Source organism: Flavimobilis marinus (genome assembly GCF_900113055.1).
Lineage (GTDB): Bacteria > Actinomycetota > Actinomycetes > Actinomycetales > Cellulomonadaceae > Flavimobilis > Flavimobilis marinus.
In genome coordinates, this window is the sequence record NZ_FONZ01000005.1 from 23,955 (window position 1) to 48,349 (window position 24,395).

Here is a 24,395-nt window from a genome sequence, read left to right on the forward strand (position 1 = left end):
CGTGACCATCGCCCTGCGCTACGCCCTCCGGTCCGACGTCGGACTCGTCCGGTCCAACAACCAGGACGCGGGCTTCGCCGGCCCCAACCTGCTCGTCGTCGCCGACGGCATGGGTGGCCACGCGGGCGGTGACATCGCATCGTCGATCGCCGTCGCGAACCTGGCGACGCTGAACGACGACTCCTTCGGCACGGACGACGCGATCAACGAGCTCGAGTCCGCGATCGACCGCGCCCGCGACGAGCTCGTCGCGCTCTCCGCCGAGAACCCCGAGCTGTCCGGCATGGGCACCACGATCACCGCGATGCTGCGCGTGGGCTCCAAGCTCGCGATGGCTCACATGGGTGACTCCCGTGCCTATCTGCTGCGCGACGGCGAGCTCACGCAGATCACGACGGACCACACCTTCGTCCAGCACCTCGTCAACACGGGAAAGATCACGGCCGAGGAGGCCCACGTCCACCCGCAGCGCAACGTCGTCATGCGCGTGCTGACGGACTTCGGGCTCGACCTCGCCCCCGACGTCTCCATGCGCGAGGCGCGACCCGGGGACCGGCTCCTGCTGTGCTCGGACGGCCTGTGCGGCTACGTGAGCGAGTCCACCATGGCGCAGGCGCTGCGTGACGTCACCGATCCTGACGCCTGCACCGACCGGCTCGTCCAGCTCGCGCTGCGCGCCGGCGGGCCCGACAACATCACCTGCCTGGTGGCGGACGTCCTCGACCTCGACGACCTTCCCGACGACGTCGAGCCCAGCTCCGACGTCCAGATCGCCGGCTCGGCCGCGGTCGACCGCGACCGCCCGACCGTCGCCAAGGACGGCCCCGCAGCGCGTGCCGCGATCCTCGTCCGCAGCGCCGACGAGCCCCGGGCGGCCGACGACGCCCCCGACGAGCCCGACGACGACGAGGACCTCGAGGACGAGGACGACGACGCCACGAGCCAGCCGCGGCGCCGCCGTCGCGGGCTGCGCGTCGTCACCGCCGTCGCCGTGCTGCTCGCCGTCGTGGCAGGCCTCGGTTGGCTCGGCTACCGCTGGACGCAGGAGCAGTACTACGTCGGCATCGCGGACAACACCGTCGCGATCTTCCGTGGCATTCCCCAGCAGGCCGGTCCGTTCTCGCTCTCGACCGAGGTGGAGCGCACCAACATCGACATCTCCACCCTCGACGAGTTCGTGGTGGACCGCCTCGAGCAGACCCTGCCCGAGGACTCGTTGACCGCGGCCCGCACGCGCGCACTCGGCCTCGCCGCGGCGGCCACCCCGACACCCACGCCGACACCCACGCCGACGCCTGCCGACGGCACGGGCGGCGAGTGATGGCGACCGTGCAGCCGGGCGAGGTCCGGCGCGGGCGCGGCCGCGAGCTCATCCTGCTCGTGCTCGCCGTCGTGCTCGGCCTCGGCGCCTACGCGTCGGTCTCGCTCGCCGTCGAGGAGTCGCTGCCCGCAGACTTCTACGCCCACAGCGGTGTCCTGGTCCTCCTCGCCGTCGTCCTGCACCTGCTGGTGCGGTACTTCGCGCCCTACGCCGATCCCGTGATCCTGCCGGTCGCCGTCGCCCTGAACGGCGTGGGACTCGCGATGATCCACCGCCTCGACCTCGCCGCCCAGGCAGCCGGACGTTCCTCCGAGCTCGCCACCAAGCAGCTGGTCATCACCGCCGTCGGCGTCGCCGCGGCGGCCTTCCTGCTGGCGTTCCTGCGCGACCACCGCACCCTGCGCCGGTTCACCTACACCGCGATGGTCGTCGGCCTCGGTCTCGTGCTGCTCCCCCTCGTGCCCGGGCTCGGCAACGAGATCCGCGGCGCGCGCATCTGGATCGGCGTCGGCGACTACTCGCTGCAGCCCGCCGAGTTCGCCAAGCTCGCGCTCGCCGTCTTCTTCGCCGGCTACCTCGTGACCAACCGCGACACGCTCGCGATGGCCGGCCCCAAGGTGCTCGGCATCCAGCTGCCACGCCTGCGCGACTTCGGCCCGATCCTCGTCGTGTGGGCCGCGTGTCTGGCGATCCTCGTCCTCGAGCGCGACCTCGGCACCTCGCTGCTGTTCTTCGGCCTGTTCGTCGCGATGCTGTACGTCGCGACGGAGCGCGTCAGCTGGATCGTGATCGGCCTGACTCTCTTCGCCGGCGGCGCCGCCCTGGCCGCCACGCAGTTCGGTCACGTCGCCGCCCGGTTCGAGGTGTGGCTCAACGCGATGGACCCGGCGATCTACGAGCGCAGCCCGGGCGGGTCGAGCCAGCTCGTCAAGGGCCTGTTCGGCATGGCCTCCGGTGGCCTGTTCGGCACCGGGTGGGGCCAGGGCCACCCCCAGCTGGTCCCGTTCGCGTCGTCGGACTTCATCACCGCCTCGCTGGGCGAGGAGCTCGGCCTCACCGGCCTGCTCGCGATCCTGCTGTGCTACCTGGTGCTCGTCGAGCGCGGCTTCCGCGTGGCGATCGGCGTCCGGGACGGCTTCGGCAAGCTGCTCGCGAGCGGCCTCGCGTTCGTCCTCGCGTGGCAGGTGTTCGTCGTTGTCGGGGGCATCACCCGCGTGATCCCGCTGACCGGGCTGACCATGCCGTTCCTGGCCTACGGCGGCTCGTCCCTGCTCGCCAACTGGCTGATCGTCGCCCTCCTGCTGCGCATCAGCGACAGCGCGCGCCGGCCCACGCCCCTGCCGCTGCGCGGCGGACCGCTCGTCCCCACCACCCCGGAGGACGACGACGAGCCCGACGACGCCGTCGCCCACCACGGTCCCGTCCCGAGCCCGGAACACGAGCCCGGCCAGGAGCAGGTCACCGAGATCATCCGACAGGAGGGACGCGCATGAACGCCGCCCTGCGCCGGCTCTCCCTCGTGGCGTTCGTGATGATGCTCTCCCTCATGGTCGCGGCGACGTACATCCACGTGTTCGCCGCGCCCGACCTCAACGCGGACAACCGCAACGTGCGCACGATCTACCGCGAGTACGGCAACTCGCGCGGCCCGATCATCGTCGACGGCGAGTCCGTCGCGCTCTCCACGCCGTCGGACGACGCGTTCGGCTACCAGCGCGAGTACCCGCAGGGCCCGCTCTACGCGCCCGTGACGGGCTTCTACTCGATCGTGTTCGGTCGCAGCGCGATCGAGTACACGCAGAACTCCGTGCTCAACGGCACGGCGGACTCGCTGTTCATCTCCCGGCTCGAGGCCCTCGTGACGGGCGAGCAGCCCCGCGGCTCCTCGGTCGAGGTGACGATCTCCGCCGCGGCCCAGCAGGCAGCGTGGGACGCCCTGGGGGACCAGCGCGGCGCCGTCGTCGCGCTCGACCCGAAGACCGGCGCCGTGCTCGCGATGGTCTCGAAGCCAAGCTACGACCCCAACGACCTCGCCGCGCACGACACCTCGCTCGTCAACGACGAGTACCAGCGGCTCCTCGCCGACGACGACTCACCCCTGATCAACCGCGCCACGACCAACCGCTACCCGCCGGGCTCGACCTTCAAGCTGCTCGTCGCGGCGGCGGCCCTCGAGTCCGGGGCGTACGACGCCGACACGGTCATCCCGGCGCCCGACCAGCTGCCCCTGCCGCAGTCCAGCTCGATCATGGGGAACTTCGGCGGGGCCACGTGCGCCCCCGACGAGGAGATGACCCTCGCGGACGCCCTGCGCATCTCCTGCAACACCGCGTTCGGCCAGCTCGGGATGGACGTCGGCGCCGACGCGCTGCGCTCCACGGCCCAGGCGTTCGGGTTCGGGACGTCCGTGGAGATCCCCCTCAAGACGACGCCGAGCGTCTTCCCCGGTGAGCTCGACGTGCCGCAGACGGCGCTCGCGTCGATCGGGCAGTTCGACGTCGCCGCGACACCCCTGCAGATGGCCCTCGTCGGCTCCGCGATCGCCAACGACGGCGTGCAGATGTCCCCGTACCTCGTGGACACCGTGCGGACCGCCGACCTCGACGTCGTGAGCCAGACGGAACCGAGCGAGCTGGCCCGGCCGATCAGCGCCACCACCGCGAACACCTTGACCGACATGATGGTCGGCGTCGTCACGGGCGGCTCCGGCTCGGCGGCCCAGATCCGCGGTGTCGACGTCGCGGGCAAGACCGGCACAGCCCAGACCACCACGGACGCGCCCCCGCACGCCTGGTTCGTCGGGTTCGCGCCCGCGGACGACCCCGAGGTCGTCGTCGCGGTGATCGTCGAGAACGGCGGGAACCTCGGCGCCGAGGCCACCGGCGGGGCCGTGGCTGCCCCGATCGCCCGCGCCGTCATGCAGGCGGTGATCTCGTGAAGCCGGTCGAGGGGCTCGCTCTCGGCGGTCGCTACCGCCTGGTGCGCCAGATCGCCGTCGGCGGGATGGGCGAGGTGTGGGTCGCCCGCGACACCAGCCTCGCGCGCGACGTCGCCGTCAAGGTGCTGCGCGAGGAGTTCGCCGGGAACTCCGACTTCCTGGACCGTCTGCGCACCGAGGCCCGCAACAGCGCAGCGCTCTCCCACACGAACATCGCCCAGCTGTACGACTACGGCGAGCAGTCCGGGTCGGGCTACCTCGTGATGGAGCTCGTGGTCGGGGAGCCGCTGAGCGACCTGCTCGAGCGACGTCCCGTGCTCCCGCCGCGCACTCTGCTGCCGATCCTCGCCCAGACCGCGCGCGGGCTGCACGCCGCCCACGTGGCCGGCGTCGTGCACCGCGACGTCAAGCCGGGCAACATCCTGCTCGAGCACGGCACCACCGTGAAGATCACCGACTTCGGGGTGTCGCTCGCGACCAACCAGGTGCCGATGACCGCCGCCGGCATGGTGATGGGCACCGCCCAGTACCTGTCGCCCGAGCAGGCGATCGGGCGCGCCGCGACCGGCGCGTCGGACATCTACGCGCTCGGCATCGTCGCGTACGAGGCCACCGTCGGGCACCGGCCCTTCACCGGCCAGACGCCTGTGGACATCGCCGTCGCCCACGTGAACGAGGCCGTCCCACCGCTGCCGACGACCGTGCACACCGACCTCGCGGCGCTCATCATGCAGATGCTCGACAAGGACCCGACCCGACGCCCGCGTTCCGGCGCCGCCCTCGCCGCCGTGCTGGACCAGCTCGCCGAGAGCATCGAGACGGACCCGTTTGGCCGCAACCGGTCGTCCCTCGGGCGTCACTCCGCCATGTCCAGCGTGTCCGCCCACTCGGCGGCGAGCGTGCGGACGGCAGCGAGCCCGGAGTCCTCGTCGTTCGCTCCGCGCCCGGCGCCGTCATCGACCGCGGGCACCGCCGCGCCGTCCCGTGCGGCCGTCCGGGCGGCCCGGGAGGCGCGCGAGGCCTCGACGCGCACCGACGCCCCCTGGCACACGACGGCGTCGCGCACCCCTGTGCCGCGTCCGGTCACCCGCACCACCGTCCAGCCGCAGGTCCCGCCCGCCGAGGCGGCGAGCGGGGCAGCCGGCGCAGGCCCGGACGCGGGGACGCAGGCGCCCTCGTGGACCGCGACCACCGCACCTGCCGAGGAAGCACCTCGCTCCGGTGGCACCGCGTGGCCGCGCGAGGCGTCCCGCTACGCGGCGTCCGGACCCCTTCCGACGGCGCAGCCCTCGGTCCCCCCGCCGCCCGTCCCACGGCCACCGACGTCCGGGCCGGCGTCGGACCCGGCGTGGCTGCCCCCGGTGCCGAGCCCGCCCCCGCCCTCGATCCCCCCGGCGACCCGTCGGCAGGCCACCACGGTGCGGCGGCCGGCGTCGGCGGCACGAGCGCTCCCCGCCCCGGGACGTTCCACCTCGACCGGACTGCGCCTCGGCCGCTTCTCGTGGCCGTCCCTCGTGCTCGCGGGCATCTTGCTCGTGATGATCGTCGCTGCGATCCTGAACCTCGGGTCCGGGGACGACGACGGCGCGAACGCGCAGGAGTACCGTGGCGGGGCGTCTCGCACGGTGTCCGGCTCGCCCTTCCCGGGGTCGGACGATGGGAAGATGCACATCATGGACCTGCGGCCGACCGCCGTGGACCCGACAACACCTAAGGACGCGTAGTGGCGCAGGCACCTCGGATTCTCGCTGACCGGTACGAGGTCGGTGAGCTCATCGGCCGTGGCGGCATGGCTGAGGTCCACATCGGGCACGACGCCCGGCTGGGCCGCACCGTCGCGATCAAGATCCTGCGGTCCGACCTCGCCCGCGACCCGTCCTTCCAGGCACGGTTCCGCCGCGAGGCCCAGGCCGCCGCCGCGCTCAACCACCCCGCGATCGTCGCCGTCTACGACACCGGGGAAGAGGTCTACACCGAGACGACCGGCGCGGTCGCCCACGTGCCGTTCATCGTCATGGAGTACGTCGAGGGCCACACGGTCCGCGACATCCTGCGTGACGGGCACGCGGTGCCCATCGAGGAGGCCATCGAGATCGTCTCGGGCGTGCTCTCCGCGCTCGAGTACTCCCACCAGGCGGGCATCGTCCACCGCGACATCAAGCCTGCGAACGTGATGCTCACACCCACGGGCGCGGTCAAGGTGATGGACTTCGGCATCGCGCGCGCCATCGCGGACTCCTCCGCGACCATGACGCAGACGCAGGCCGTGATCGGCACCGCTCAGTACCTGTCGCCCGAGCAGGCGCGCGGCGAGAGCGTCGATGCTCGTAGCGACCTGTACTCCACCGGCTGCCTGCTGTTCGAGCTGCTCACGGGGCGTCCGCCGTTCCAGGGCGACTCACCCGTGGCGGTCGCCTACCAGCACGTCCGCGAGGCACCGCCGCTGCCGTCCCAGCTGGCCGGCGACGTTCCTGAGGTCCTGGACCGCATCACGCTCAAGGCTCTGGCCAAGGAGCGCACGTCCCGCTACTCGACCGCCGCGGAGTTCCGCGCCGACCTCGAGTCCGCGCTGCACGGCGGCAAGGTCGAGGCCGGCCCCATCGCCGCAGTCGCGGCGGCGGCCACCGGCGCACCGACGGAGTCGCTCGAGCACGCGACCCAGGTGTTCGGCACGGACCCGGGGCCAGCGACCCAGGCCCTGCCCGCGGCTTCGCCCTGGGCCCCGACCGGCGTAGCGGCGGCGGCAGGAGCCGGGGCCGCGGCGGCGCAGACGCGGACGTCCGAGCCCGAGGCGAAGTCCCGCAAGGCACTCGTCTGGACCCTCGTCGTCGTCGCGCTGCTGGCGCTCGCCGGCCTGATCGCCCTCCTGGTGGTCAACTCCAACAAGGAGGAGGAGCCGTCGCTCGTCCCGGTCCCCGCACTCGCGGGGATGACCCAGGAGCAGGCGCAGGCGGAGCTCGACGCCGTCGGGCTCGAGATGCGCGGTCTGTCGGAGGCGTCGACCACCGAGGAAGGACTCTTCGTCCGCTCCGAGCCCGGTGCGGGCGAGGACGTCGAGGTCGGCTCGACGGTCGACGTCTACTTCTCCGCGGGACCCGACACGGTGAAGGTCCCGGACGTGTCCGGCATGGACCAGGCCACCGCAGAACGCACCCTGCGCGAGGCCAAACTCGAGGTGTCGACCTCGCGAGAGTCCGAGACCGGCGGCACGGTCCCGCGCAACAACGTCACGCGCACGGACCCCGAGGCCGGCGAGTCGGTGGCCGAGGGCACGCCCGTGACGCTCTACATCTCCGACGGCCAGATCGACGTCCCCTCGCTGCTCGGCATGACCGAGGAGGAGGCGACCGCGAAGCTCGACGAGATCGGCATCACCCGGATCAAGACCACGCAGCAGGAGAGCGAGGAGGAGGCGGGCACGGTCATCGACCAGCAGCCCGCCGCGGGTCCGATCGACGCGAACACGACGGTCACCCTCGTCATCGCGATCCCGCTGCCGCCCGAGCTCGTCCAGGTGCCGACGGACCTCGTGGGCCTGACCGAGGCTGAGGCGCGCGACCGCCTCGACCAGCTGGGTCTGAACGCTCAGGTCGAGAGCGAGGCCTCCAACGAGCGCGTGGCGGGCGAGGTGTTCCTCGTCCCGTCCGCCGGAGTCCAGGTCGAGGAGGGATCCGACGTCGTCATCTACGTGTCGATGGGACCGGGCCCCAGCACCGAGGACCCACCGACCCAGCCGACGGACCCCACCGAGCCCGACGACGGTGGGGACGACTGAGCACCTCCCGCCAGCGCTGAACCGGCGGTGTGCTCAGTGCCGCATGAGCGGCGCGAGACCCTCGGAGCGGGCGACCGCACCGTCCTGGCCCGCGATCTCGAGCCAGTTGGCCAGCAGCCGGTGCCCGCCCTCGGTGAGCACGGACTCCGGGTGGAACTGCACCCCGTGCAGGGGCAGCTCCCGGTGGGCCAGGCCCATGACGATGCCGTTCGCGGTCTCGGCCGTGACCTCCAGCTCGTCCGGGACGGTCTCCCGCACGACCGCCAGCGAGTGGTAGCGCGTCGCCGTGAACGGCTGCGGGAGGCCGTCGAGGACGCTCGCACCGGCGTGCTCGATCAGGCTGGTCTTGCCGTGCATGAGCTCGGGGGCGTGGGTCACCCGGCCACCGAAGGCCTCACCGAGCGCCTGATGCCCGAGGCACACGCCCAGCATGGGCGTGCCGCTGTCAGCGCAGGCACGGATGACGTCGAGGCTCGCCCCGGCCTCCGCGGGCGTGCCGGGGCCGGGGGAGACGAGCACCCCGTCGTAGTGCCAGTCCGCGGCGTCGGGCACGGCGTCGTTGCGCACCACGACGGTCTCCGCGCCAAGCTCGGCGAGGTATCCGACGATCGTGTAGACGAACGAGTCGTAGTTGTCGACGACGAGGATCGTGGCCATGTCAGTCCCTAGGGTCGGTGGGCTCTCGGGTCCATTGTGCGTGCTCCGGCGCGGTCAGGAGTCGCCCGGCACGCTGACCTCCGCGCCGACCCGGGCATAGGACAGGGGGGCCGAGCGGCTCGGGAGCTCGAGCTCGTCCGCGCGGCTGACACCCCAACCCAGCCCGACGGCGTCGACCCAGGTGAGGTACTTCTGCACCTCCGCGTCAGCGAGGACGGCCTGCTCGAGGGCTGCGGGGTCTCCGATCGCCTGGACGGTGTACGGCGGGGAGTAGACGCGGCCGTGCAGTGACAGGACGTTCCCGACGCAGCGGAACGCCGTCGTGGTCACGACGCGCTGGTCCTGCAGCATCATGGCCTCCGCGCCGCCGGCCCACAGGGCGTTGATGACCGCCTCGAGATCCTGCTGGTGCACGACGAGCGCGTCGGCCGACACCTCAGGGCCCAGCGGAGTGCCGGCGGGGGCGTCGTCGAGGGTCACGGTGATCCCGGGGCCACGCAGGGGAACCGCCCCGGCCGCCACGGCATCCTGCCGGGCTCCGGTCGTGAGCATCGGGTCGTCCCCGATCTCCGTCTGGGCCTCCGCGAGGTCTTGGACGGTCTCCTGCAGCGCGTCGACCTCGGCCTGGAGCTTCTCCACCCGGCCGCTCTCGATCTCGACGAGCGCGGCGAGGTCCTGCGGGTGGCGCTCGCCGGCATCTCGGGCCAGCGTGGCGCTCACGGTGAACATGAGCCCTGCGAGCGCGAGCACGGCCATGACCGCGACCCGGGCGCGCCAAGGACGGGTGGGGCGTCGAGCGCCGTGCTCCATCCGTTCACCTCCCTGCGCCTGCCCGCTTCTGACGGGCCTGAGCACTAGGCTATGTGCTGCGGGCGCACCGAGGCGCCCGTGCGTGTGCGTCGAGACGTACCGCCGTCCGTCCGGGCGTGACCTGCCGGTCGCCCCGTCATCGCAGGGAGCCCGCCCCCGTGTCCGAGCCCACGAGCAAGAAGAAGCCGCGTCCCGCACGCACCGAGCGCGTCGCCATGCCGTCGGGCCCGAACCCCCGCTGGCTCGCTCCCACGATGATCGCCCTGTTCCTCGTCGCTCTGGTGTACCTCGTCGTCGCCTATCTGTTCAACATGCAGTGGCCCCTGCCCATCGGGAACTGGAACCTGGTCGTCGGCTTCACGTTCGCGATCGTCGGCTTCGGTCTCGCCACGCGCTGGAAGTAGGCCGGCCTCGGTGCTCGTCCCCAGCGGGGGACAACCCTGTGGATAACTACACGGGTGTAATTCCACAGGTGTGAACAACTCTGTGCACAGGGCCCGACCGTCCGAATCCTGCTGTGGGCGTGATCCTCAGCGGAACAGCAGCTCGACCACGCTGGGCGCCGTCGCGTAGCGGAGCGCAGCGGCGCCCACGACGAGCCCGAGGGCGAGCGCCGGGACCACCACGCCCCACGCCCGACGACGCTCGCGGGGCGCATAGGCGAACCCCGCAGCGATCGCCGCGCCGACGACCAGCCCACCGAGGTGGCTTTGCCAGGCGATGTTGGGCAGCACGAAGCCGATCACGAGGTTGATCGCCAGCAGCGAGTAGATGCCCGACGCGCGGCGGTCCAGCCGCCGCGAGATGACGGCGAACGCGCCGAAGAGCCCGAAGACCGCTCCCGACGCGCCCAGGACCGGGGTGAACCAGGCCTCGCTGCCAGGCGCGGCCAGCAGCAGGAAGGCGACGGACCCCGCGACCGCGCTCACCAGGTAGAGGGCCGCGAAGCGAGCGCGTCCGAGCACGCGCTCGAGCTGGGGACCGACTATCCACAGGGCGTACATGTTGAGCAGGATGTGGAACGGGCTCTCCGAGTGGAGGAACGCAGCCGTCAGTGCGCGGTACGGCTCGGTCTCCCCGAGGTACGGCACGAACACCAGGGTGCTCGTCCACCCGTCCCACCCGATCACGCGCTGGGCGAGCCACGACAGCGCGCACAGGCCGATCAGCGTCAGGGTGACGTAGGGCCGGTCGTCCGCGCGGACCGGCGCACCGAGCACCGTGCGGTGCTGGCGCATCGTCCGGGCCTGCTCGGCCACGCAGTCGACGCACTGCACGCCGACCGCCGCGGGCCGCTGGCACTCGGGGCAGGTCGGCCGCTCGCACCGCTGGCAGCGGACGTACGAGGGACGGTCAGGGTGGCGGGGGCACGAAGGAGCCGCCGCGGGCCCTCCGGGTGCGTCAGTGGCACTCATGGGTCGCGACGGCTCCTTCGCTACGTGCGGTTCTCAGTCCTCGATCGTGACCGAGCTGATGACGACGTCCTCGATCGGGCGGTCGCCCGGGCGGGTCGGCGTCGTGGCGATCGCGTCGACGACGGCGCGCGACGCGTCGTCAGCCACCTTGCCGAAGATCGTGTGCTTCCCGGTGAGCCACGGGGTCGCGGCGACCGAGATGAAGAACTGCGAGCCGTTGGTGCCCTCCGGCGCGCCCGTGACGGGGTTGCGGCGGGTACCGGCGTTGGCCATGGCCAGCAGGTACGGCTCGGTGAAGCCGAGCTCGGGGTGGATCTCGTCGTTGAACTTGTAGCCGGGGTCTCCCGTGCCGGTGCCCAGCGGGCACCCGCCCTGGATCATGAAGCCCTCGATGACGCGGTGGAACACGAGGCCGTCGTAGAAGCGCTCGGTGGACTCCTCGCCGGTCTTCGGGTCGATCCACGTCTTGTCGCCCGTGGCCAGCCCGGTGAAGTTCTGGACCGTCTTGGGTGCGTGGTTGGCGAACAGCTCGATGCGGATGTCACCAGCGGTGGTGTGCAGGGTTGCAAACATGCGCCTCATTGTTCCACCTCTGGCGTCGCACCGTGACCTCATCGGTGGCAGAGTGGGCATGGATCCTTATCGAGAACGGGAGCAGACATGTTCACAGGCGCAAAGAGCTCGAAGAGCAAGGCCGCACACCTCGACTCCGAGAAGGTGAAGGACACGGCAGCGGCTCTCGTCGCTGCGGTCTCCGATGCCGGGACGCAGGCGAGCGTGGTCGCAGGCCGGCTCGCCCACCAGGCCAAGGAGTCCGCCTCGCAGGCGAAGGACTGGAGCGACCCCCGCGTCCACGAGTTCCGCGAGTGGCTCACGCCGCGGGTCGAGAAGGCCTGGGAGGAGAGCCGCCGCGCAGCGTCGCCCCACGTCGAGAAGGTCGCCGAGAAGGCGGGCCCGAAGATCGACGTCGCACACGACAAGTTGGTCGACGAGTACCTGCCCAAGCTCGTCGCCACCTTCAGCGCTGCCACCGCGGCCGCCGCGGCGAAGGCGAGCACGTCGGCCGAGTCCGCAGCGGAGAGCTTCACCAAGGCGGCCGACTCGGTCGCCAGCAAGCACGGTGCCGCCGCGAAGGCCGCCGCCTCGCGCGCCGCGAAGTCGAAGAAGACCGGCAAGGGCAAGACGTTCTGGTTCCTCGCCGGGACCGCCGCCGCTGCTGGCGGCGCGTACGCGGTGTGGCGCAAGAGCCAGCCCGAGGTCGACCCGTGGGCCGAGCCCTGGGAGAAGGTCGAGACCGAGGACTCCGGCGTCGTGAGCGACGTCAAGGAGAAGGTCTCGGGGGCCGCTGCGGCCGCCACCGCGGCCGTGAAGGAAGCGAAGGACGGGCTTTCGAAGGACGACGACGACGCGAAGCCCGCCGAGGGCGCCGACAAGGTCGCGGCCACCGCGGCGGCGAAGGCTGACGTGCCGGCCAAGTCCGACTCCGCCGGCAAGCCCACCCCGGCCACGACGCCGAAGCCGAGCGTCATGAAGCCGATCGCCGAGACGACGGACGGCTCGGACGGCAGCAAGCAGTAGTCGTAGGCCGCTGCGATCACCGAGAGCCCCGGGCGGATGCCCGGGGCTCTCGTGTGTCCGGGCTCGCCGCGCCGTTCGAGCTAGCTGAAGCCCTCGAGCACCGCCACGAGCCCGGTGAACGTCAGCAGCGTCGGCGCCACGATGATGGTCCCGAAGAGGAAGCGTGATCCGCTCGTCCCCACGAACCGCGCCTCCGCGTCGCCGCGACCGTGCGCCCGCGCGACCTCCGCCACCCCCACGCGCCAGGACACCACCATGATCACGACGGCCAGCAGGCCGACTACCAGCGTCAGCGTCTTGAAGGTCATGGGAAGGACCTTAGCGGCCCGGACACCGAGGCAGGCAGACCCAGACAGACGAGCGGGACCCCCTGCCTGCTGGCCGACGGTCCCGCTCAAGAAAATGTGGAGCCAGGGGGACTCGAACCCCCAACCCCCTGCTTGCAAAGCAGGTGCGCTACCAATTGCGCCATGGCCCCGTGCGAGCGTCACGCTCGCCGCACTCCGAGACTACTCGAAGCTGTCGGTCACGTCCGCCCAGAGCTGCCGGTCCGCGGCGTGCTGCGAGAACCTCCGCCACAGCAGCGATCCAGCGACCGCGGCGAGCACTGCGAGGATCAGCCGCTTCATGGTGATCTCTCCGTTCGTGACTGTGGGCCTAGGAGGACTTGAACCTCCGACCTCTTCCTTATCAGGGAAGCGCTCTAACCGCCTGAGCTATAGGCCCGTCTCTGCGCGCACACCGCTCCGATCGACGCGAGGTCGGTGGGAGTTCTGCACGGGCAGCGCACCGAGATTACCCCACCATCGGCACGGGAACCAAAACGTCGTCGACTCCCGTGCCGATCCTGTGGTCGGCGTCTCAGTCGTCCGTGAGCGTCAGGTTGATCCCGCCCACGAGCGCGGCCGTGACGTTGAACAGGAACGCACCGATGGTCGCCAGGGCCGTCATCAGCACCACGTCGATCACGGCCACGATCGTGGCCAGCGCGATGATGCGATCCCGCTCGACGAACTGCAGCAGGTTGATCTCGGACTCCGGACCGACGATCTCCTTGATCATCTCGTCGATCGACGTGAACACGCCCAGGTCGTTCATCGCGTACCAGAACACCCACGCGGCGACGACGATCATGATGCCCGCGGCGACGGACAGCAGGAACGCGAGCTTCATGACCGACCAGGGGTCGACGCGAGCGATCGCGAGCCGCACCTTCCGCGGACCCGTGGGCTCGACACCCTCCTCCACCCGGACGGTCTCGGCCCTAGCGACCTGCGTCGCGCCGGCAGCCGCTCCCGGAGCCGCAGACGTGGCCCCGCCGACGGGACGCTCGCTACGCGCGTCGTCCTCGTCGTCGTCCGTGGACACGGCTCGCTGCACGGCTGCGACAGCCGAGCCGCCCCAGGTCCGCAGCTTGAGCCCCGCACCCTTGAGCGCGCCGGGCTCGTCGTCCCCGGTGCGCCCCCCGTCGTCCGTGTCCGGTGCGGCCCCCACGGGGCTCGACGGGCCAGGAGCGGGACGAGTCACGGCAGAGAACGCGGGCTTCTTGTCGAACGAGCTCGTGTCGACGTCGGGCAGCGCGAAGCCCTCGGGCCGCGGGGGAGCATCCGGCCGGGGCGTCGGGGTGCGTGGCGTGATCGCCGGCGGCGCGCCCGTCGCCTTCTTGTCGTCGCTCACTCGGAGTCCTCCTCAGCCGTCGCTTCGCTCGCACCAGTGTCGTCGCTCGACGCCGGTTCGTCACCTTCATCGGACGCCGCGCTCGGGACGAGGTCGTCGACCTCTTCCTCGACCTCTTCCTCGACCGCCTTCTCGACGTTGCGGGCGACCCCGATGATGCGGTCGTTCTTGTCGGGCTTGGCGAAGATGACGCCCTGGGCGGTGCGGCCGGTGGGGTTCACCTCGCCCACGGCCGAGCGGACGATCTTGCCGCGCTCCATGATGACGAGCACCTCGTCCGCCTCGTCGACGACGAGGGCACCCACCAGGTCGCCGTTCTTCTCGGGCAGGTTGGCCACCTTGATGCCGTAGCCGTTGCGGCCCTGCTGGCGGTAGTTCTCGACGCTCAGCAGCGTGCGCTTGGCGACGCCGCCCTGGGTCACCGTGAACAGGTAGGCGTCCTCACGGACCACGTCCATCGCCAGGAGGTCGTCGTCCTCGCGGAACCGCATCCCGGTCACGCCAGAGGTCGACCGGCCCATCGGACGCAGCACCTCGTCCGTCGCCGTGAAGCGGATCGACATGCCCTTGCGCGAGACGAGGATCAGGTCGTCGGTCGCGTCGGCCAGACGCGCGGACACCAGCTCGTCCGCGTTGCCCGCCTCGTCCTCGCGCAGGTTGATCGCGATGAGACCGGCGCTGCGGTTGGTGTCGTACTCCGTCAGGAGCGTCTTCTTCACCAGACCGCGGCGCGTGGCAAGGACCAGGTACTGCGCGTCGTCGTAGTGGCGCAGCGCGAGCACCTGCGCGATGCGTTCTCCCGGCTGGAAGGCCAGGAGGTTGGCGACGTGCTGACCCTTGGCGTCGCGGCCGCCCTCGGGCAGCTCGTACGCCTTCGCGCGATAGACCCGACCGAAGTTCGTGAAGAACAGCAGCCAGTTGTGCGTCGTCGTGACGAAGAAGTGGTCGACGATGTCGTCCTCGCGCAGCTGGGCGCCACGCACGCCCTTGCCGCCGCGCTTCTGCGAGCGGTAGCTGTCGGTCCTGGTCCGCTTGACGTATCCGCCGCGGGTGATGGTCACGACCATCTCCTCCTCGGCGATGAGGTCCTCCATCGAGACCTCGCCGTCGAACGGCAGGATGGTCGTGCGCCGCTCGTCGCCGTAGCGGGCGACAATCTCATCCATCTCGTCACCCACGATGTCGCGCTGACGCTGCGGCGTCACGAGGATGTCGTTGTAGTCGGCGATCCGACGCTCGAGCTCGGTGAACTCGTCGACGAGCTTCTGGCGCTCCATCGCGGCGAGCGCACGCAGCTGCAGCGAGAGGATCGCGCGCGCCTGGATCTCGTCGACCTCGAGCAGGGCCATCAGACCCTCGCGGGCGTCCTCGACCGTGGCCGACGCGCGGATGAGCGCGATGACCTCGTCGAGCGCGTCGAGGGCCTTGAGGTAGCCGCGCACGATGTGCGCCCGCTCCTCCGCCTCGCGCAGCAGGTACGCCGTGCGTCGGGCGACGACCTCCATCTGGTGCGTCGTCCAGTGGCGGATGAACGCGTCGAGGCTCAGCGTGCGAGGCACGCCGTCGACCAGGGCGATCATGTTCGCCCCGAAGGTGTCCTGCAGCTGGGTGTGCTTGTACAGGTTGTTGAGCACGACCTTCGCGACGGCGTCGCGCTTGAGCACGATCACCAGTCGCTGGCCGGTGCGGCCGGAGGTCTCGTCGCGCAGGTCCGCGATGCCGCTGACGCGGCCCTCCTTGACGAGGTCCGCGATCTTGGCGGCCAGCGTGTCCGGGTTCACCTGGTACGGGAGCTCGGTCACGACCAGGCAGATCCGCCCCTGGATCTCCTCGACGTTGACCACGGCACGCATGGTGATCGAGCCACGGCCGGTCCGGTACGCATCCTCGATGCCCCGGCGTCCGAGCACGGTCGCGCCGGTGGGGAAGTCTGGACCCTTGATGCGCTCCATGAGCGCCTCGAGCAGGTCCTCCTTGGACGCCTCGGGGTTGGCCAGGTGCCAGCGCACACCCTCGGCGACCTCGCGCAGGTTGTGGGACGGGATGTTGGTCGCCATGCCGACCGCGATGCCGGCGGAGCCGTTGACCAGGAGGTTCGGGTAGCGCGACGGCAGGACCGTGGGCTCCTGCGTGCGGCCGTCGTAGTTGTCCTGGAAGTCGACGGTGTCCTTGTCGATATCCCGGACCATCTCCATGGCGAGCGGGGCCATCTTGCACTCGGTATACCGGGGCGCCGCCGCCGGGTCGTTGCCCGGCGAGCCGAAGTTCCCCTGTCCCGCGATGAGCGGGTAGCGCATCGACCAGTCCTGCACCAGGCGGACCATCGCGTCGTAGATCGCGGAGTCACCGTGCGGGTGGTACTTGCCCATCACGTCGCCGACGACGCGGGTGCACTTGGAGAACGAGCGGTCCGGGCGGTAGCCGCCGTCGTACATCGCGTACAGGACCCGCCGGTGCACCGGCTTGAGCCCGTCGCGCACGTCGGGCAGGGCGCGCGAGACGATGACGCTCATCGCGTAGTCGAGGAACGACCGCTGCATCTCCGTCTGGAGGTCCACGGCGTCGATCCGCCCGTGGTTGACGCCGTTGATGGCGCTCGCCTCGGGGGCGCGCACCGGGTTGTAGCCGGGAGTCTCGTCCGTCACCGTTCAGTCCTTCGCTCGGCGCATCCGCCGGGTCTTGGTCAGGCTGCTGGGTTCTGCTCGCGGTGCGCGGGAGCGCACCGGCCGGTCAGATGTCCAGGAACCTCACGTCCTTGGCGTTGCGCTGGATGAAGTTGCGTCGCTGCTCGACGTCCTCGCCCATGAGGACCGAGAACACGCTGTCCGCCGCTGCGGCGTCGTCGAGCGTGACCTGCAGGAGGGTCCGGTTCTCCGGGTCCATCGTGGTGTCCCAGAGCTCGGAGTAGTCCATCTCGCCGAGACCCTTGTAGCGCTGGATCCCGTTGTCCTTGGGGATGCGCTTGCCGTTCGCGAGCCCGTCCTTGAGGAACTCGTCCCGCTCGCGGTCGGAGTAGACGTAGTCGTGCGGGGCGTTGGACCACTTCAGCCGGTAGAGCGGGGGCTGCGCGAGGTACACGTGCCCCTGCTTGATGAGCTCGGGCATGTAGCGGAACAGCAGCGTGAGCAGGAGCGTCGCGATGTGCTGGCCGTCGACGTCGGCGTCCGCCATGAGCACCACCTTGTGGTACCGCAGCTTCTCGATGTCGAAGTCCTCACCGATGCCGGTGCCGAACGCCGTGATGAGCGCCTGCACCTCGAGGTTCCCGAGGGCCTTGTCGAGGCGGGCCCGTTCGACGTTGAGGATCTTTCCGCGGATCGGCAGGATCGCCTGGTTGTACGGGTTGCGACCGCGCACCGCCGAGCCACCGGCGGAGTCGCCCTCCACGATGTAGATCTCGCACTCGGCGGGCACGTTGGACTGGCAGTCCTTGAGCTTGCCCGGCATGCCGCCGGACTCGAGCAGCCCCTTCCGGCGCGTCGCCTCGCGCGCCTTGCGCGCCGCCATCCGCGCCTGAGAGGCCTGGATCGCCTTGCGGATGACGTCCTTGGCCTCGACGGGGTGGGCGTCGAGCCAGTCGCCGAGGCGCTCGTTCACGACCGACTGCACGAAGGTCTTCGCCTCGGTGTTGCCCAGCTTCGTCTTCGTCTGCCCCTCGAACTGCGGCTCGCCCAGCTTCACGGAGATGACGGCGGTCAGCCCTTCGCGGATGTCGTCACCCGTGAGGTTCTCCTCCTTCTCCTTGAGGATGCCCTTCGCGCGCGCGTACCGGTTGATGAGCGACGTCATGGCCGCACGGAAGCCCTCCTCGTGCGTGCCTCCCTCGGTCGTCGAGATCGTGTTCGCATAGGTGTGCACCGACTCGGAGTAGGCGTTCGTCCACTGCATCGCGATCTCGACAGAGATGCGCTTGGTGGTGTCCTCCGCCTCGAAGCCGATGATGTCGGGGTGGACGTGCTCGACCTTCTTGGCCGAGTTGAGGTGCCGCACGTAGTCGGTCAGTCCCTCGTCGTAGCGGTACGTGACGACACGGTGCTGCGCTGCGTTCTCCTCGTCGGCCTCCTCGCCCGTCACGTCGTCGTCGGTGTCGGTGCCCTCGGGTCGCTCGTCGGTGAGCGTGATCTGCAGACCCTTGTTGAGGAAGGCCATCTGCTGGAACCTGGAACGCAGCGTCTCGAAGTCGAAGTGCGTGGTCTCGAAGATCTCGTCGTCGGCCCAGAACGTCTGGGTGGTGCCGGTCTCGTCCGTCGCCGCGCCCTGACGAAGCTCACCCACCGGCTTGCCACCGTCCGCGAAGCTCTGGTTCCACGTGAAACCATCGCGCTTCACCTCGGTCTCGACGCGCGACGAGAGGGCGTTGACGACCGAGATGCCCACGCCGTGCAGCCCGCCGGAGACCGCATAGCCGGTGCCGCCGAACTTTCCGCCCGCGTGCAGGATCGTCATGACGACCTCGACGGTCGGCCGACCCTCGGTGGGGTGGATCGCCACGGGGATGCCGCGACCGTTGTCCACGACCCGCACGCCGCCGTCGGCGAGCAGGGTGACCTCGATGTGGTCGCAGTGTCCGGCGAGCGCCTCGTCCACAGAGTTGTCCACAACCTCGTACACCAGGTGGTGGAGACCGCGCTCACCGGTCGAGCCGATGTACATGCCGGGGCGCTTGCGGACTGCCTCGAGCCCCTCGAGAACCGTGATCGCGTTCGCGTCGTAGGAGTTGTCTCGCTCGGGAGCCGACCCTGCGGCCACGCTGGGGGTGTTCTGCGATTCGGTCACTGGGAGAGGTGCTCCTCGACATCAGGCGGGCGGGCGAACCATCGGCCGGGTGCGGAGAAGGTTCGGACGCTGCTGGGTGGTGCTGACAGACTGCCGTCGACGTGCGCCACGGTGTCCGCGCCCCCGCCCCTGGTCCACCCGCTCCGCGCGCACAGGTGCGCGGCGATGAGGTGGGGACGGCAGCTGACTGATCCCGCTGGCTCGTCAACCTGTCCAGTCTACCCGGAAGGCCGCCAGAACGCGGGATCCTCGCACGTTATCCACACCCTTGTTCACAGCCTTCACGTCACCCGTACGTATCGCGCGGTCCGCGACCACGGACCGTGCGTGGTCCCCGTCGGAACGAACGGCCCGCGGGCCCGTCCACCGTCACCGACGTCACCACGCCCTCGCCCAGCTCCTGCGTCAACCGTCCCAGGATCTGCGGGGTCAGCAGCGTCAGCTGCGTCGCCCAGGCCGTCGAGTCCGCCGTGATGACGAGGACGCCCTCCTCGAAGGTGAGCGGGGTGCAGTGGTCGGCGATCTCGTCCCCGACGACCTCGCGCCACCGGCCGATCACGCCGCCGACCTTGACCTCCTCGACCCAGCCACGCTGGCGCAGCAGCGTGCCGAGCGCATCGCCGAGCAGCTGCGGGTCTCGACCGCCCTTGCGCGCCCCGCTGAGCTCGGGCGCGAGCGGGCGTCGCGGCACCTGCCCCGGCCGCGCACCCCGAGCCCGTGCCGCCTCCTTGGCGCGGGCGAACGCCTCGTGCGCCACTCGTTCCGCAGCCGGGAGGTCGATCGCGTCCCGCAGCGAGGACACGTCGGGAATCTCCCGCCGCCCCTCGTCACCGGACACGGGTCACCGTTCCCGCCATGACGTCGATCCGCGTGCCGCGCAGCTCCTCGGGCACGTCCTCGGCGACCGCCGCGGTGATCAGAACCTGGCGAGCACCCGCGACGAGCTCGGAGAGCTTGCGTCGACGCCGGGAGTCGAGCTCGGCGAACACGTCGTCGAGGATCAGGACCGGCTCCCCGTCCTCCATGGCCTCCGGCATCCACAGGTCCTCGGCAAGCGCGGGATCCTCGATGCCCTGGGTCAGGAGGCGGTACGACGCCAGGCGCAGCGCCAGAGCGAACGACCACGACTCCCCGTGGCTCGCATATCCCTTGGCGGGCAGCCCGCCGAGCTCGAGCACGACGTCGTCGCGGTGGGGCCCGACGAGGCACACCCCCCGCTCGACCTCCTTGGGCCGCAGCCGGGTCATCGCCTCGAGCATCTGCGCCTCGAGGGCCGCCGGCTCGGACCATCCCGCCGCGCCCGCCGTCGGGTCCTCGGGATCCAACGCGCCGGCGAGGGAGGACTTGTAGGAGATGCGCGCGGCGCTCTGACCGGAGCTGACCTCCTCGTACGCCGCTGACACGAACGGCGCGAGCGCCTGGATCAAGCGTTGGCGAACCGCGATCAGCTGGCCGCCCAGCTGCGCAAGCTTCGCGTCCCAGACGTCGAGCGTCCGGAGGTCGCCCGTACCCTCGCTGCGTCCTCGGCGCGCCGCGCCCGCCGACTTGAGCAGGGCCGACCGCTGGCGCAGCACTCGCTCGTAGTCACCGAGCACACCCGCCATCCGCGGCGTCAGCAGGACCATGAGCTCGTCCAGGAACCTACGACGCGCGTCGGGGTCACCCTTGACCAGCACGAGGTCCTCGGGAGCGAACACGACGGTCCGCAGGATGCCGACGACGTCGCGCACCTTGGCTGCCGGCGCGCGGTTGATCCTGGCCCGGTTCGCCTTGCCCGCGGCGATCTCCAGCTCGATCGTGCTCGCGCGCTCCCCGCGAACGATGCGCGTCCGGATGATCGCGCTGCTCGCACCCGCGCGAATCAGGGCTGCATCGCTCGCGACCCGGTGCGAGCTGAGGGTCGCCACGTATCCGACGGCCTCGACCAGGTTCGTCTTCCCCTGGCCGTTGGGCCCCACGAACGCGTTGACGCCCGGCTCGAGCTCGACGTCCGCCTCTGGGTAGGAGCGGAAGTCACGCAGCGACAGGTGCGAGACGTACACGAGACCTGACGTCAGCTCGCGAAGCGGATGGGAACCAGCAGGTAGCGGTAGTGGCTGAGCGAGTCGCCCTCGAGCGACTCCTGGCCGGTGAACTCGACCGGCTTGTTGGGGTGCGTGAAGCTCATCCGCACGAAGTCGGTGCCCAGAGCGTTGAGCCCGTCCTGGAGGAAGGTCGGGTTGAACGCGACGGAGATTTCCTCACCGACGAGCAGAGCCTCGAGCGCCTCAGAAGCCTGGGCGTCGTCGCCCTGACCGGCGTTGAGCACCACCTGGCCGTCGGTGAAGGACAGTCGGACCGGGGTGTTCCGCTCGGCGACGAGAGCCACACGCTTCGTGGCGTCGAGCAGCGCCTGGGTCGGGACGACCGCGTGGATCGGCGTCTCGTCGGGGAACAGCCGCCGCACCGGCGGGTAGTCGCCGTCGACGAGCAGCGAGGTGGTGTGGCGTCCGCCCGCCTCGAAGCCGATGAGGTCGACGCCGGCGCCGGTGGCGAGGGCGACCGACACGTCGCCCGCCGATCCCAGGGACTTCGCGACGTCGGACAGCGTGCGGGCGCGCACGAGCGCGACCTCGGAGATGTCGGGGCGGTCTGGCGACCACGTCAGCTCCCGGAGCGCGAGACGGTAGCGGTCCGTGGCGAGAAGAGTGATCCGCTCACCCTCGATCTCGACGCGGACCCCCGTCAGCAGGGGCAGCGTGTCGTCACGGCTCGCGGCGACGCTGACCTGGGCGACGGCCGACGTGAGCTCGTCCCCAGAGATCGTCCCGACCGTGGCCGGCATCACGGGCAGCGCGGGGTAGTCCTCGACGGGCATCGTCAGCAGGGTGAACCGGCTGGCACCGCACGTGACCGTGACCTTCGTACCCTCGAGCACGACGTCGACCGGCTTGTGCGGCAGCGCCCGGGAGATCTCCGCGAGCAGGCGCCCGGACACGAGGACCTCACCTGCCTCGGACACCTCCGCCGCGATCTCGGACCGTGCCGAGACCTCGTAGTCGAAGGTCGACAGCGTCAGGACGCCCTCGGCGCTCGCCACGATCCGGATCCCCGCCAGCACGGGGGCCGGAGGACGGGTGGGGAGGGTGCGGGCCGTCCACGTCACGGCTTCTGCGAGAACGTCGCGTTCGACGCGGAACTTCATCGGACACCCTTTCGTGTGGTGATCGGTCGGCGCACGACCTGCCTGACCAGATCACGGGACACAGTACGCGAGATGGGGACGGGCGGTCACGTCCTAGGAGCGGGGACTTGTCGTTCGTGGCTAGCAGCACGGAGCTGCGCGGGGATCGGCGCTCGGATCACCCAATGAAGGCGTGTGGATTTTTCTTGTAGGGAAGACTCGTCATCGTCATCGCACCTGTGAATCGTGTGGACGAAGCTTGTTCGTGCTGGTCACGCCCGGTTTCTGGGTGTGGGGGGAGCAGTGTGATCGGTTGTGCACGGCGGGCGGTCGTCGTGGACGACAAGATTCCGGCCATCGGCCGTCCACCGGAATGCCATGCCGGGTCCACATGCTCGTCGCGTGTCGTCCACCGTCGTCCACAGGGATATCCACAGGTGTGCATAGGTCCCATGGATTACTGACCTTGTGGTTGAGGCTGCAAGGTCAGCCGCGGTGCTCGTGCTTGATCCTGCTCGTGAGCTCGGTGACCTGGTTGTAGATCGAGCGGCGCTCGGCCATCTGCGCACCGATCTTGCGATTGGCGTGCATGACGGTGGTGTGGTCGCGTCCGCCGAACTGCTGGCCGATCTTGGGCAGGGACAGGTCCGTGAGCTCGCGGCAGAGGTACATCGCGATCTGACGGGCGGTGACCAGGACGCGGGAGCGCGAGCTGCCGCAGAGGTCCTCGATGGTGAGCCCGAAGTAGGTGGCCGTCTGGGCGATGACGCTCGCCGCGGTGATCTGTGAGGCGTCCTCGTCCGTGATGAGGTCCTTGAGGACGATCTCGGCCAGACCGAGGTCCACCTGCTGCCGGTTGAGGTTGGCGAAGGCCGTGACGCGGATGAGGGCGCCCTCGAGCTCCCGGATGTTCGTGGAGATCTTGGAGGCGATGTACTCGAGGACGTCGTCCGGGGCGGCGAGCCGCTCCCCCGAGGCCTTCTTGCGCAGGATCGCGATGCGGGTCTCGAGGTCGGGGGGCTGGACGTCGGTGATCAAGCCCCACTCGAACCGGGACCGCAGACGGTCCTCGAACCCGTTGAGCTGCTTGGGCGGCAGGTCGGAGGTGATCACCACCTGCTTGTTCGCGTTGTGCAGGGTGTTGAACGTGTGGAAGAACTCCTCCATCGTCTGTTCCTTGCCCTGCAGGAACTGGATGTCGTCGATCAGCAGGACGTCGACCTCGCGGTAGCGGCGCTGGAACGCGCCCGCCTTGCCCTCGCCGATGGAGTTGATGAAGTCGTTGGTGAACTCCTCGGAGTTCACGTACCGCACCCGGACGTTCGGGTACAGGCTCTGGGCGTAGTGGCCGATCGCGTGCAGGAGGTGCGTCTTGCCCAGACCCGAGTCGCCGTAGATGAACAGCGGGTTGTAGGCCTTCGCCGGAGCCTCGGCGACGGCGACAGCCGCGGCGTGCGCGAAGCGGTTGGACGCTCCGATGACGAAGCTCTCGAACACGTAGTGCGCGTTGAGGCTGGTCGGCTCGAATGCTTGGGGAGCCTGACGGCGGACCGAGGCGGCCGGCTCGGGAGTGAACGGGCTCGGAGCGCTGTCGCGCATCGCGGGTTCGGCGGGCTCGGCAGGTACCGGCCGCGCGAGCGGCTCGTCCCGGGACGCGTCCTCGAGCTCGGGGTCCACCGTGATCGCGAAGCGCGCTTCCTTCCCGAGGGCGTTGCTCAGTGCTTGCGTCAGCTCGGTCCGCACGCGGGTCTCGAGATAGTCGCGGGTCCACTCGTTGGCGACCGCGAGGATCACCGTGCCGTCGATGGCCCCGAGGGGCTTGGCCAGCTTGATGAAGGCGAGCTGGCGGGGAGTCATGTCAGGACTCGCCTCGAGCTCGGCGATCGCGCTGCTCCAGACGGCGGGGACGTTCTCGTCCGGGCTAGGCATCTGCTTCCCTCCATGTTGCGTGCCTGCGCAGTTTGTCATGCACCCCCTTGATCCACATAGTTGTCCACAGGTTGTGGGTATCCTGAGGTCCCCACGGACGCTGCGGGTCGGTCTCGCACGGGATCGCGGGTCACGTCGGTGGCGGCGACCCTGTGGATGAATGCCGGGTGCACCGTGGATGAACGGTGGACGACCTGTGCACGACCGCTGCGGGGCCGCGGATCACAGCCCGTCCGGCTTGACCCGCGGGCCGTCCAGCACGTAACGTCAACAAGCCGTTGTTGGCGCCTTTGGCGTGCCCGCCGCAGCGCGGCACGACCTGTGCCAACCTTTCCTCGCCCGTGGATGTCACTACG

Annotated in this window: 20 protein-coding genes and 2 tRNA genes; 7 read left to right on the top strand and 15 right to left on the bottom strand. The window is 70.3% G+C overall.

All coding sequences use genetic code 11. The features are described 5' to 3' along the window. Position 1 precedes the first annotated feature (1 nt). Genes BMZ30_RS12220 through pknB form a run of 5 tightly spaced genes read left to right on the top strand, consistent with a single transcriptional unit; the run spans position 2 to position 8,034 of the window. On the top strand, positions 2-1,321 hold the full coding sequence (locus tag BMZ30_RS12220) for a Stp1/IreP family PP2C-type Ser/Thr phosphatase (protein WP_093379309.1): 1,320 nt from the start codon (positions 2-4) through the stop codon (positions 1,319-1,321). Further along, complete coding sequence (locus BMZ30_RS12225) at positions 1,321-2,814, top strand: FtsW/RodA/SpoVE family cell cycle protein (RefSeq protein ID WP_093379312.1); 1,494 nt, start codon at positions 1,321-1,323, stop codon at positions 2,812-2,814. The genes BMZ30_RS12220 and BMZ30_RS12225 overlap by 1 nt, the downstream gene beginning before the upstream one ends. Then, positions 2,811-4,259 carry a peptidoglycan D,D-transpeptidase FtsI family protein gene (locus BMZ30_RS12230; protein WP_093379315.1) on the top strand — a complete coding sequence of 483 codons (1,449 nt, stop codon included), beginning with the start codon at positions 2,811-2,813 and terminating at the stop codon, positions 4,257-4,259. Before BMZ30_RS12225 ends, BMZ30_RS12230 begins: the two co-directional genes overlap by 4 nt. Further along, positions 4,256-5,983, top strand: a complete 1,728-nt coding sequence (locus BMZ30_RS13955; RefSeq protein ID WP_093379317.1) for a serine/threonine-protein kinase — start codon at positions 4,256-4,258, stop codon at positions 5,981-5,983. The genes BMZ30_RS12230 and BMZ30_RS13955 overlap by 4 nt, the downstream gene beginning before the upstream one ends. Continuing rightward, positions 5,983-8,034, top strand: coding sequence for a Stk1 family PASTA domain-containing Ser/Thr kinase (pknB, locus tag BMZ30_RS12240; RefSeq protein WP_093379320.1), 2,052 nt, complete (start codon positions 5,983-5,985; stop codon positions 8,032-8,034). Before BMZ30_RS13955 ends, pknB begins: the two co-directional genes overlap by 1 nt. Before the next feature lie 33 nt (positions 8,035-8,067). Here pknB and BMZ30_RS12245 read toward each other — a convergent pair whose 3' ends face one another. After that, entirely contained in the window at positions 8,068-8,691 is a 624-nt protein-coding gene (locus BMZ30_RS12245) for an aminodeoxychorismate/anthranilate synthase component II (protein WP_093379322.1), read from the bottom strand. A gap of 54 nt (positions 8,692-8,745) precedes the next feature. Next, the gene (locus tag BMZ30_RS12250; protein ID WP_093379324.1) at positions 8,746-9,501 is read right to left on the bottom strand and encodes a DUF881 domain-containing protein; all 756 of its coding nucleotides are present in this window, start codon (positions 9,499-9,501) and stop codon (positions 8,746-8,748) included. Between the two features lie 158 nt (positions 9,502-9,659). Between BMZ30_RS12250 and BMZ30_RS12255 the strand changes: the two genes are divergently transcribed. Next, positions 9,660-9,905, top strand: a complete 246-nt coding sequence (locus tag BMZ30_RS12255) for a cell division protein CrgA (RefSeq protein WP_229828407.1) — start codon at positions 9,660-9,662, stop codon at positions 9,903-9,905. A 126-nt stretch (positions 9,906-10,031) separates the two neighbouring features. On the opposite strand, the gene BMZ30_RS12260 is transcribed toward BMZ30_RS12255, so the two are convergent. Both BMZ30_RS12260 and BMZ30_RS12265 read right to left on the bottom strand, forming a co-directional pair. Beyond that, positions 10,032-10,760, bottom strand: coding sequence for a rhomboid family intramembrane serine protease (locus BMZ30_RS12260; protein WP_229828409.1), 729 nt, complete (start codon positions 10,758-10,760; stop codon positions 10,032-10,034). A 189-nt stretch (positions 10,761-10,949) separates the two neighbouring features. Next, positions 10,950-11,489, bottom strand: a complete 540-nt coding sequence (locus tag BMZ30_RS12265; protein WP_093379329.1) for a peptidylprolyl isomerase — start codon at positions 11,487-11,489, stop codon at positions 10,950-10,952. 87 nt (positions 11,490-11,576) lie between these two features. Here BMZ30_RS12265 and BMZ30_RS12270 point away from each other — a divergent pair, with 87 nt between their 5' ends. Further along, complete coding sequence (locus tag BMZ30_RS12270) at positions 11,577-12,494, top strand: hypothetical protein (RefSeq protein ID WP_093379331.1); 918 nt, start codon at positions 11,577-11,579, stop codon at positions 12,492-12,494. Positions 12,495-12,574: 80 nt separating this feature from the next. Here the strand turns inward: BMZ30_RS12270 and BMZ30_RS13800 are convergent, their stop codons facing one another. The 11 genes from BMZ30_RS13800 to dnaA all read right to left on the bottom strand — a co-directional run bounded on the left by BMZ30_RS13800 (position 12,575) and on the right by dnaA (position 24,039). After that, a complete protein-coding gene (locus BMZ30_RS13800; RefSeq protein WP_093379334.1) occupies positions 12,575-12,802 on the bottom strand; it encodes a hypothetical protein in 228 nt (75 codons plus the stop codon). A gap of 97 nt (positions 12,803-12,899) precedes the next feature. After that, a tRNA-Ala gene (locus BMZ30_RS12280) sits at positions 12,900-12,972 on the bottom strand. 31 nt (positions 12,973-13,003) lie between these two features. After that, on the bottom strand, positions 13,004-13,123 hold the full coding sequence (locus BMZ30_RS13870) for a DLW-39 family protein (protein ID WP_219810227.1): 120 nt from the start codon (positions 13,121-13,123) through the stop codon (positions 13,004-13,006). Positions 13,124-13,146: 23 nt separating this feature from the next. After that, a tRNA-Ile gene (locus tag BMZ30_RS12285) sits at positions 13,147-13,220 on the bottom strand. A 135-nt stretch (positions 13,221-13,355) separates the two neighbouring features. Continuing rightward, positions 13,356-14,171, bottom strand: coding sequence for a DUF3566 domain-containing protein (locus BMZ30_RS13875; protein ID WP_219810228.1), 816 nt, complete (start codon positions 14,169-14,171; stop codon positions 13,356-13,358). Continuing rightward, positions 14,168-16,816 carry a DNA gyrase subunit A gene (gyrA, locus tag BMZ30_RS12295; RefSeq protein ID WP_093379336.1) on the bottom strand — a complete coding sequence of 883 codons (2,649 nt, stop codon included), beginning with the start codon at positions 16,814-16,816 and terminating at the stop codon, positions 14,168-14,170. The genes BMZ30_RS13875 and gyrA overlap by 4 nt, the downstream gene beginning before the upstream one ends. 85 nt (positions 16,817-16,901) lie before the next feature. Beyond that, positions 16,902-18,920: a DNA topoisomerase (ATP-hydrolyzing) subunit B gene (gyrB, locus tag BMZ30_RS12300; RefSeq protein WP_093379607.1), complete on the bottom strand. Its 2,019-nt coding sequence runs from the start codon at positions 18,918-18,920 to the stop codon at positions 16,902-16,904. Positions 18,921-19,233: 313 nt separating this feature from the next. Further along, entirely contained in the window at positions 19,234-19,785 is a 552-nt protein-coding gene (locus tag BMZ30_RS12305; RefSeq protein WP_229828411.1) for a DciA family protein, read from the bottom strand. Beyond that, positions 19,775-20,989, bottom strand: a complete 1,215-nt coding sequence (gene recF, locus BMZ30_RS12310) for a DNA replication/repair protein RecF (RefSeq protein ID WP_093379339.1) — start codon at positions 20,987-20,989, stop codon at positions 19,775-19,777. Before recF ends, BMZ30_RS12305 begins: the two co-directional genes overlap by 11 nt. 11 nt (positions 20,990-21,000) lie before the next feature. Then, complete coding sequence (dnaN, locus tag BMZ30_RS12315; RefSeq protein WP_093379342.1) at positions 21,001-22,131, bottom strand: DNA polymerase III subunit beta; 1,131 nt, start codon at positions 22,129-22,131, stop codon at positions 21,001-21,003. 465 nt (positions 22,132-22,596) lie between these two features. Further along, positions 22,597-24,039 (bottom strand): chromosomal replication initiator protein DnaA, encoded by a 1,443-nt coding sequence (gene dnaA, locus BMZ30_RS12320; protein ID WP_093379344.1) that lies wholly within the window; start codon positions 24,037-24,039, stop codon positions 22,597-22,599. Positions 24,040-24,395 lie beyond the last annotated feature (356 nt).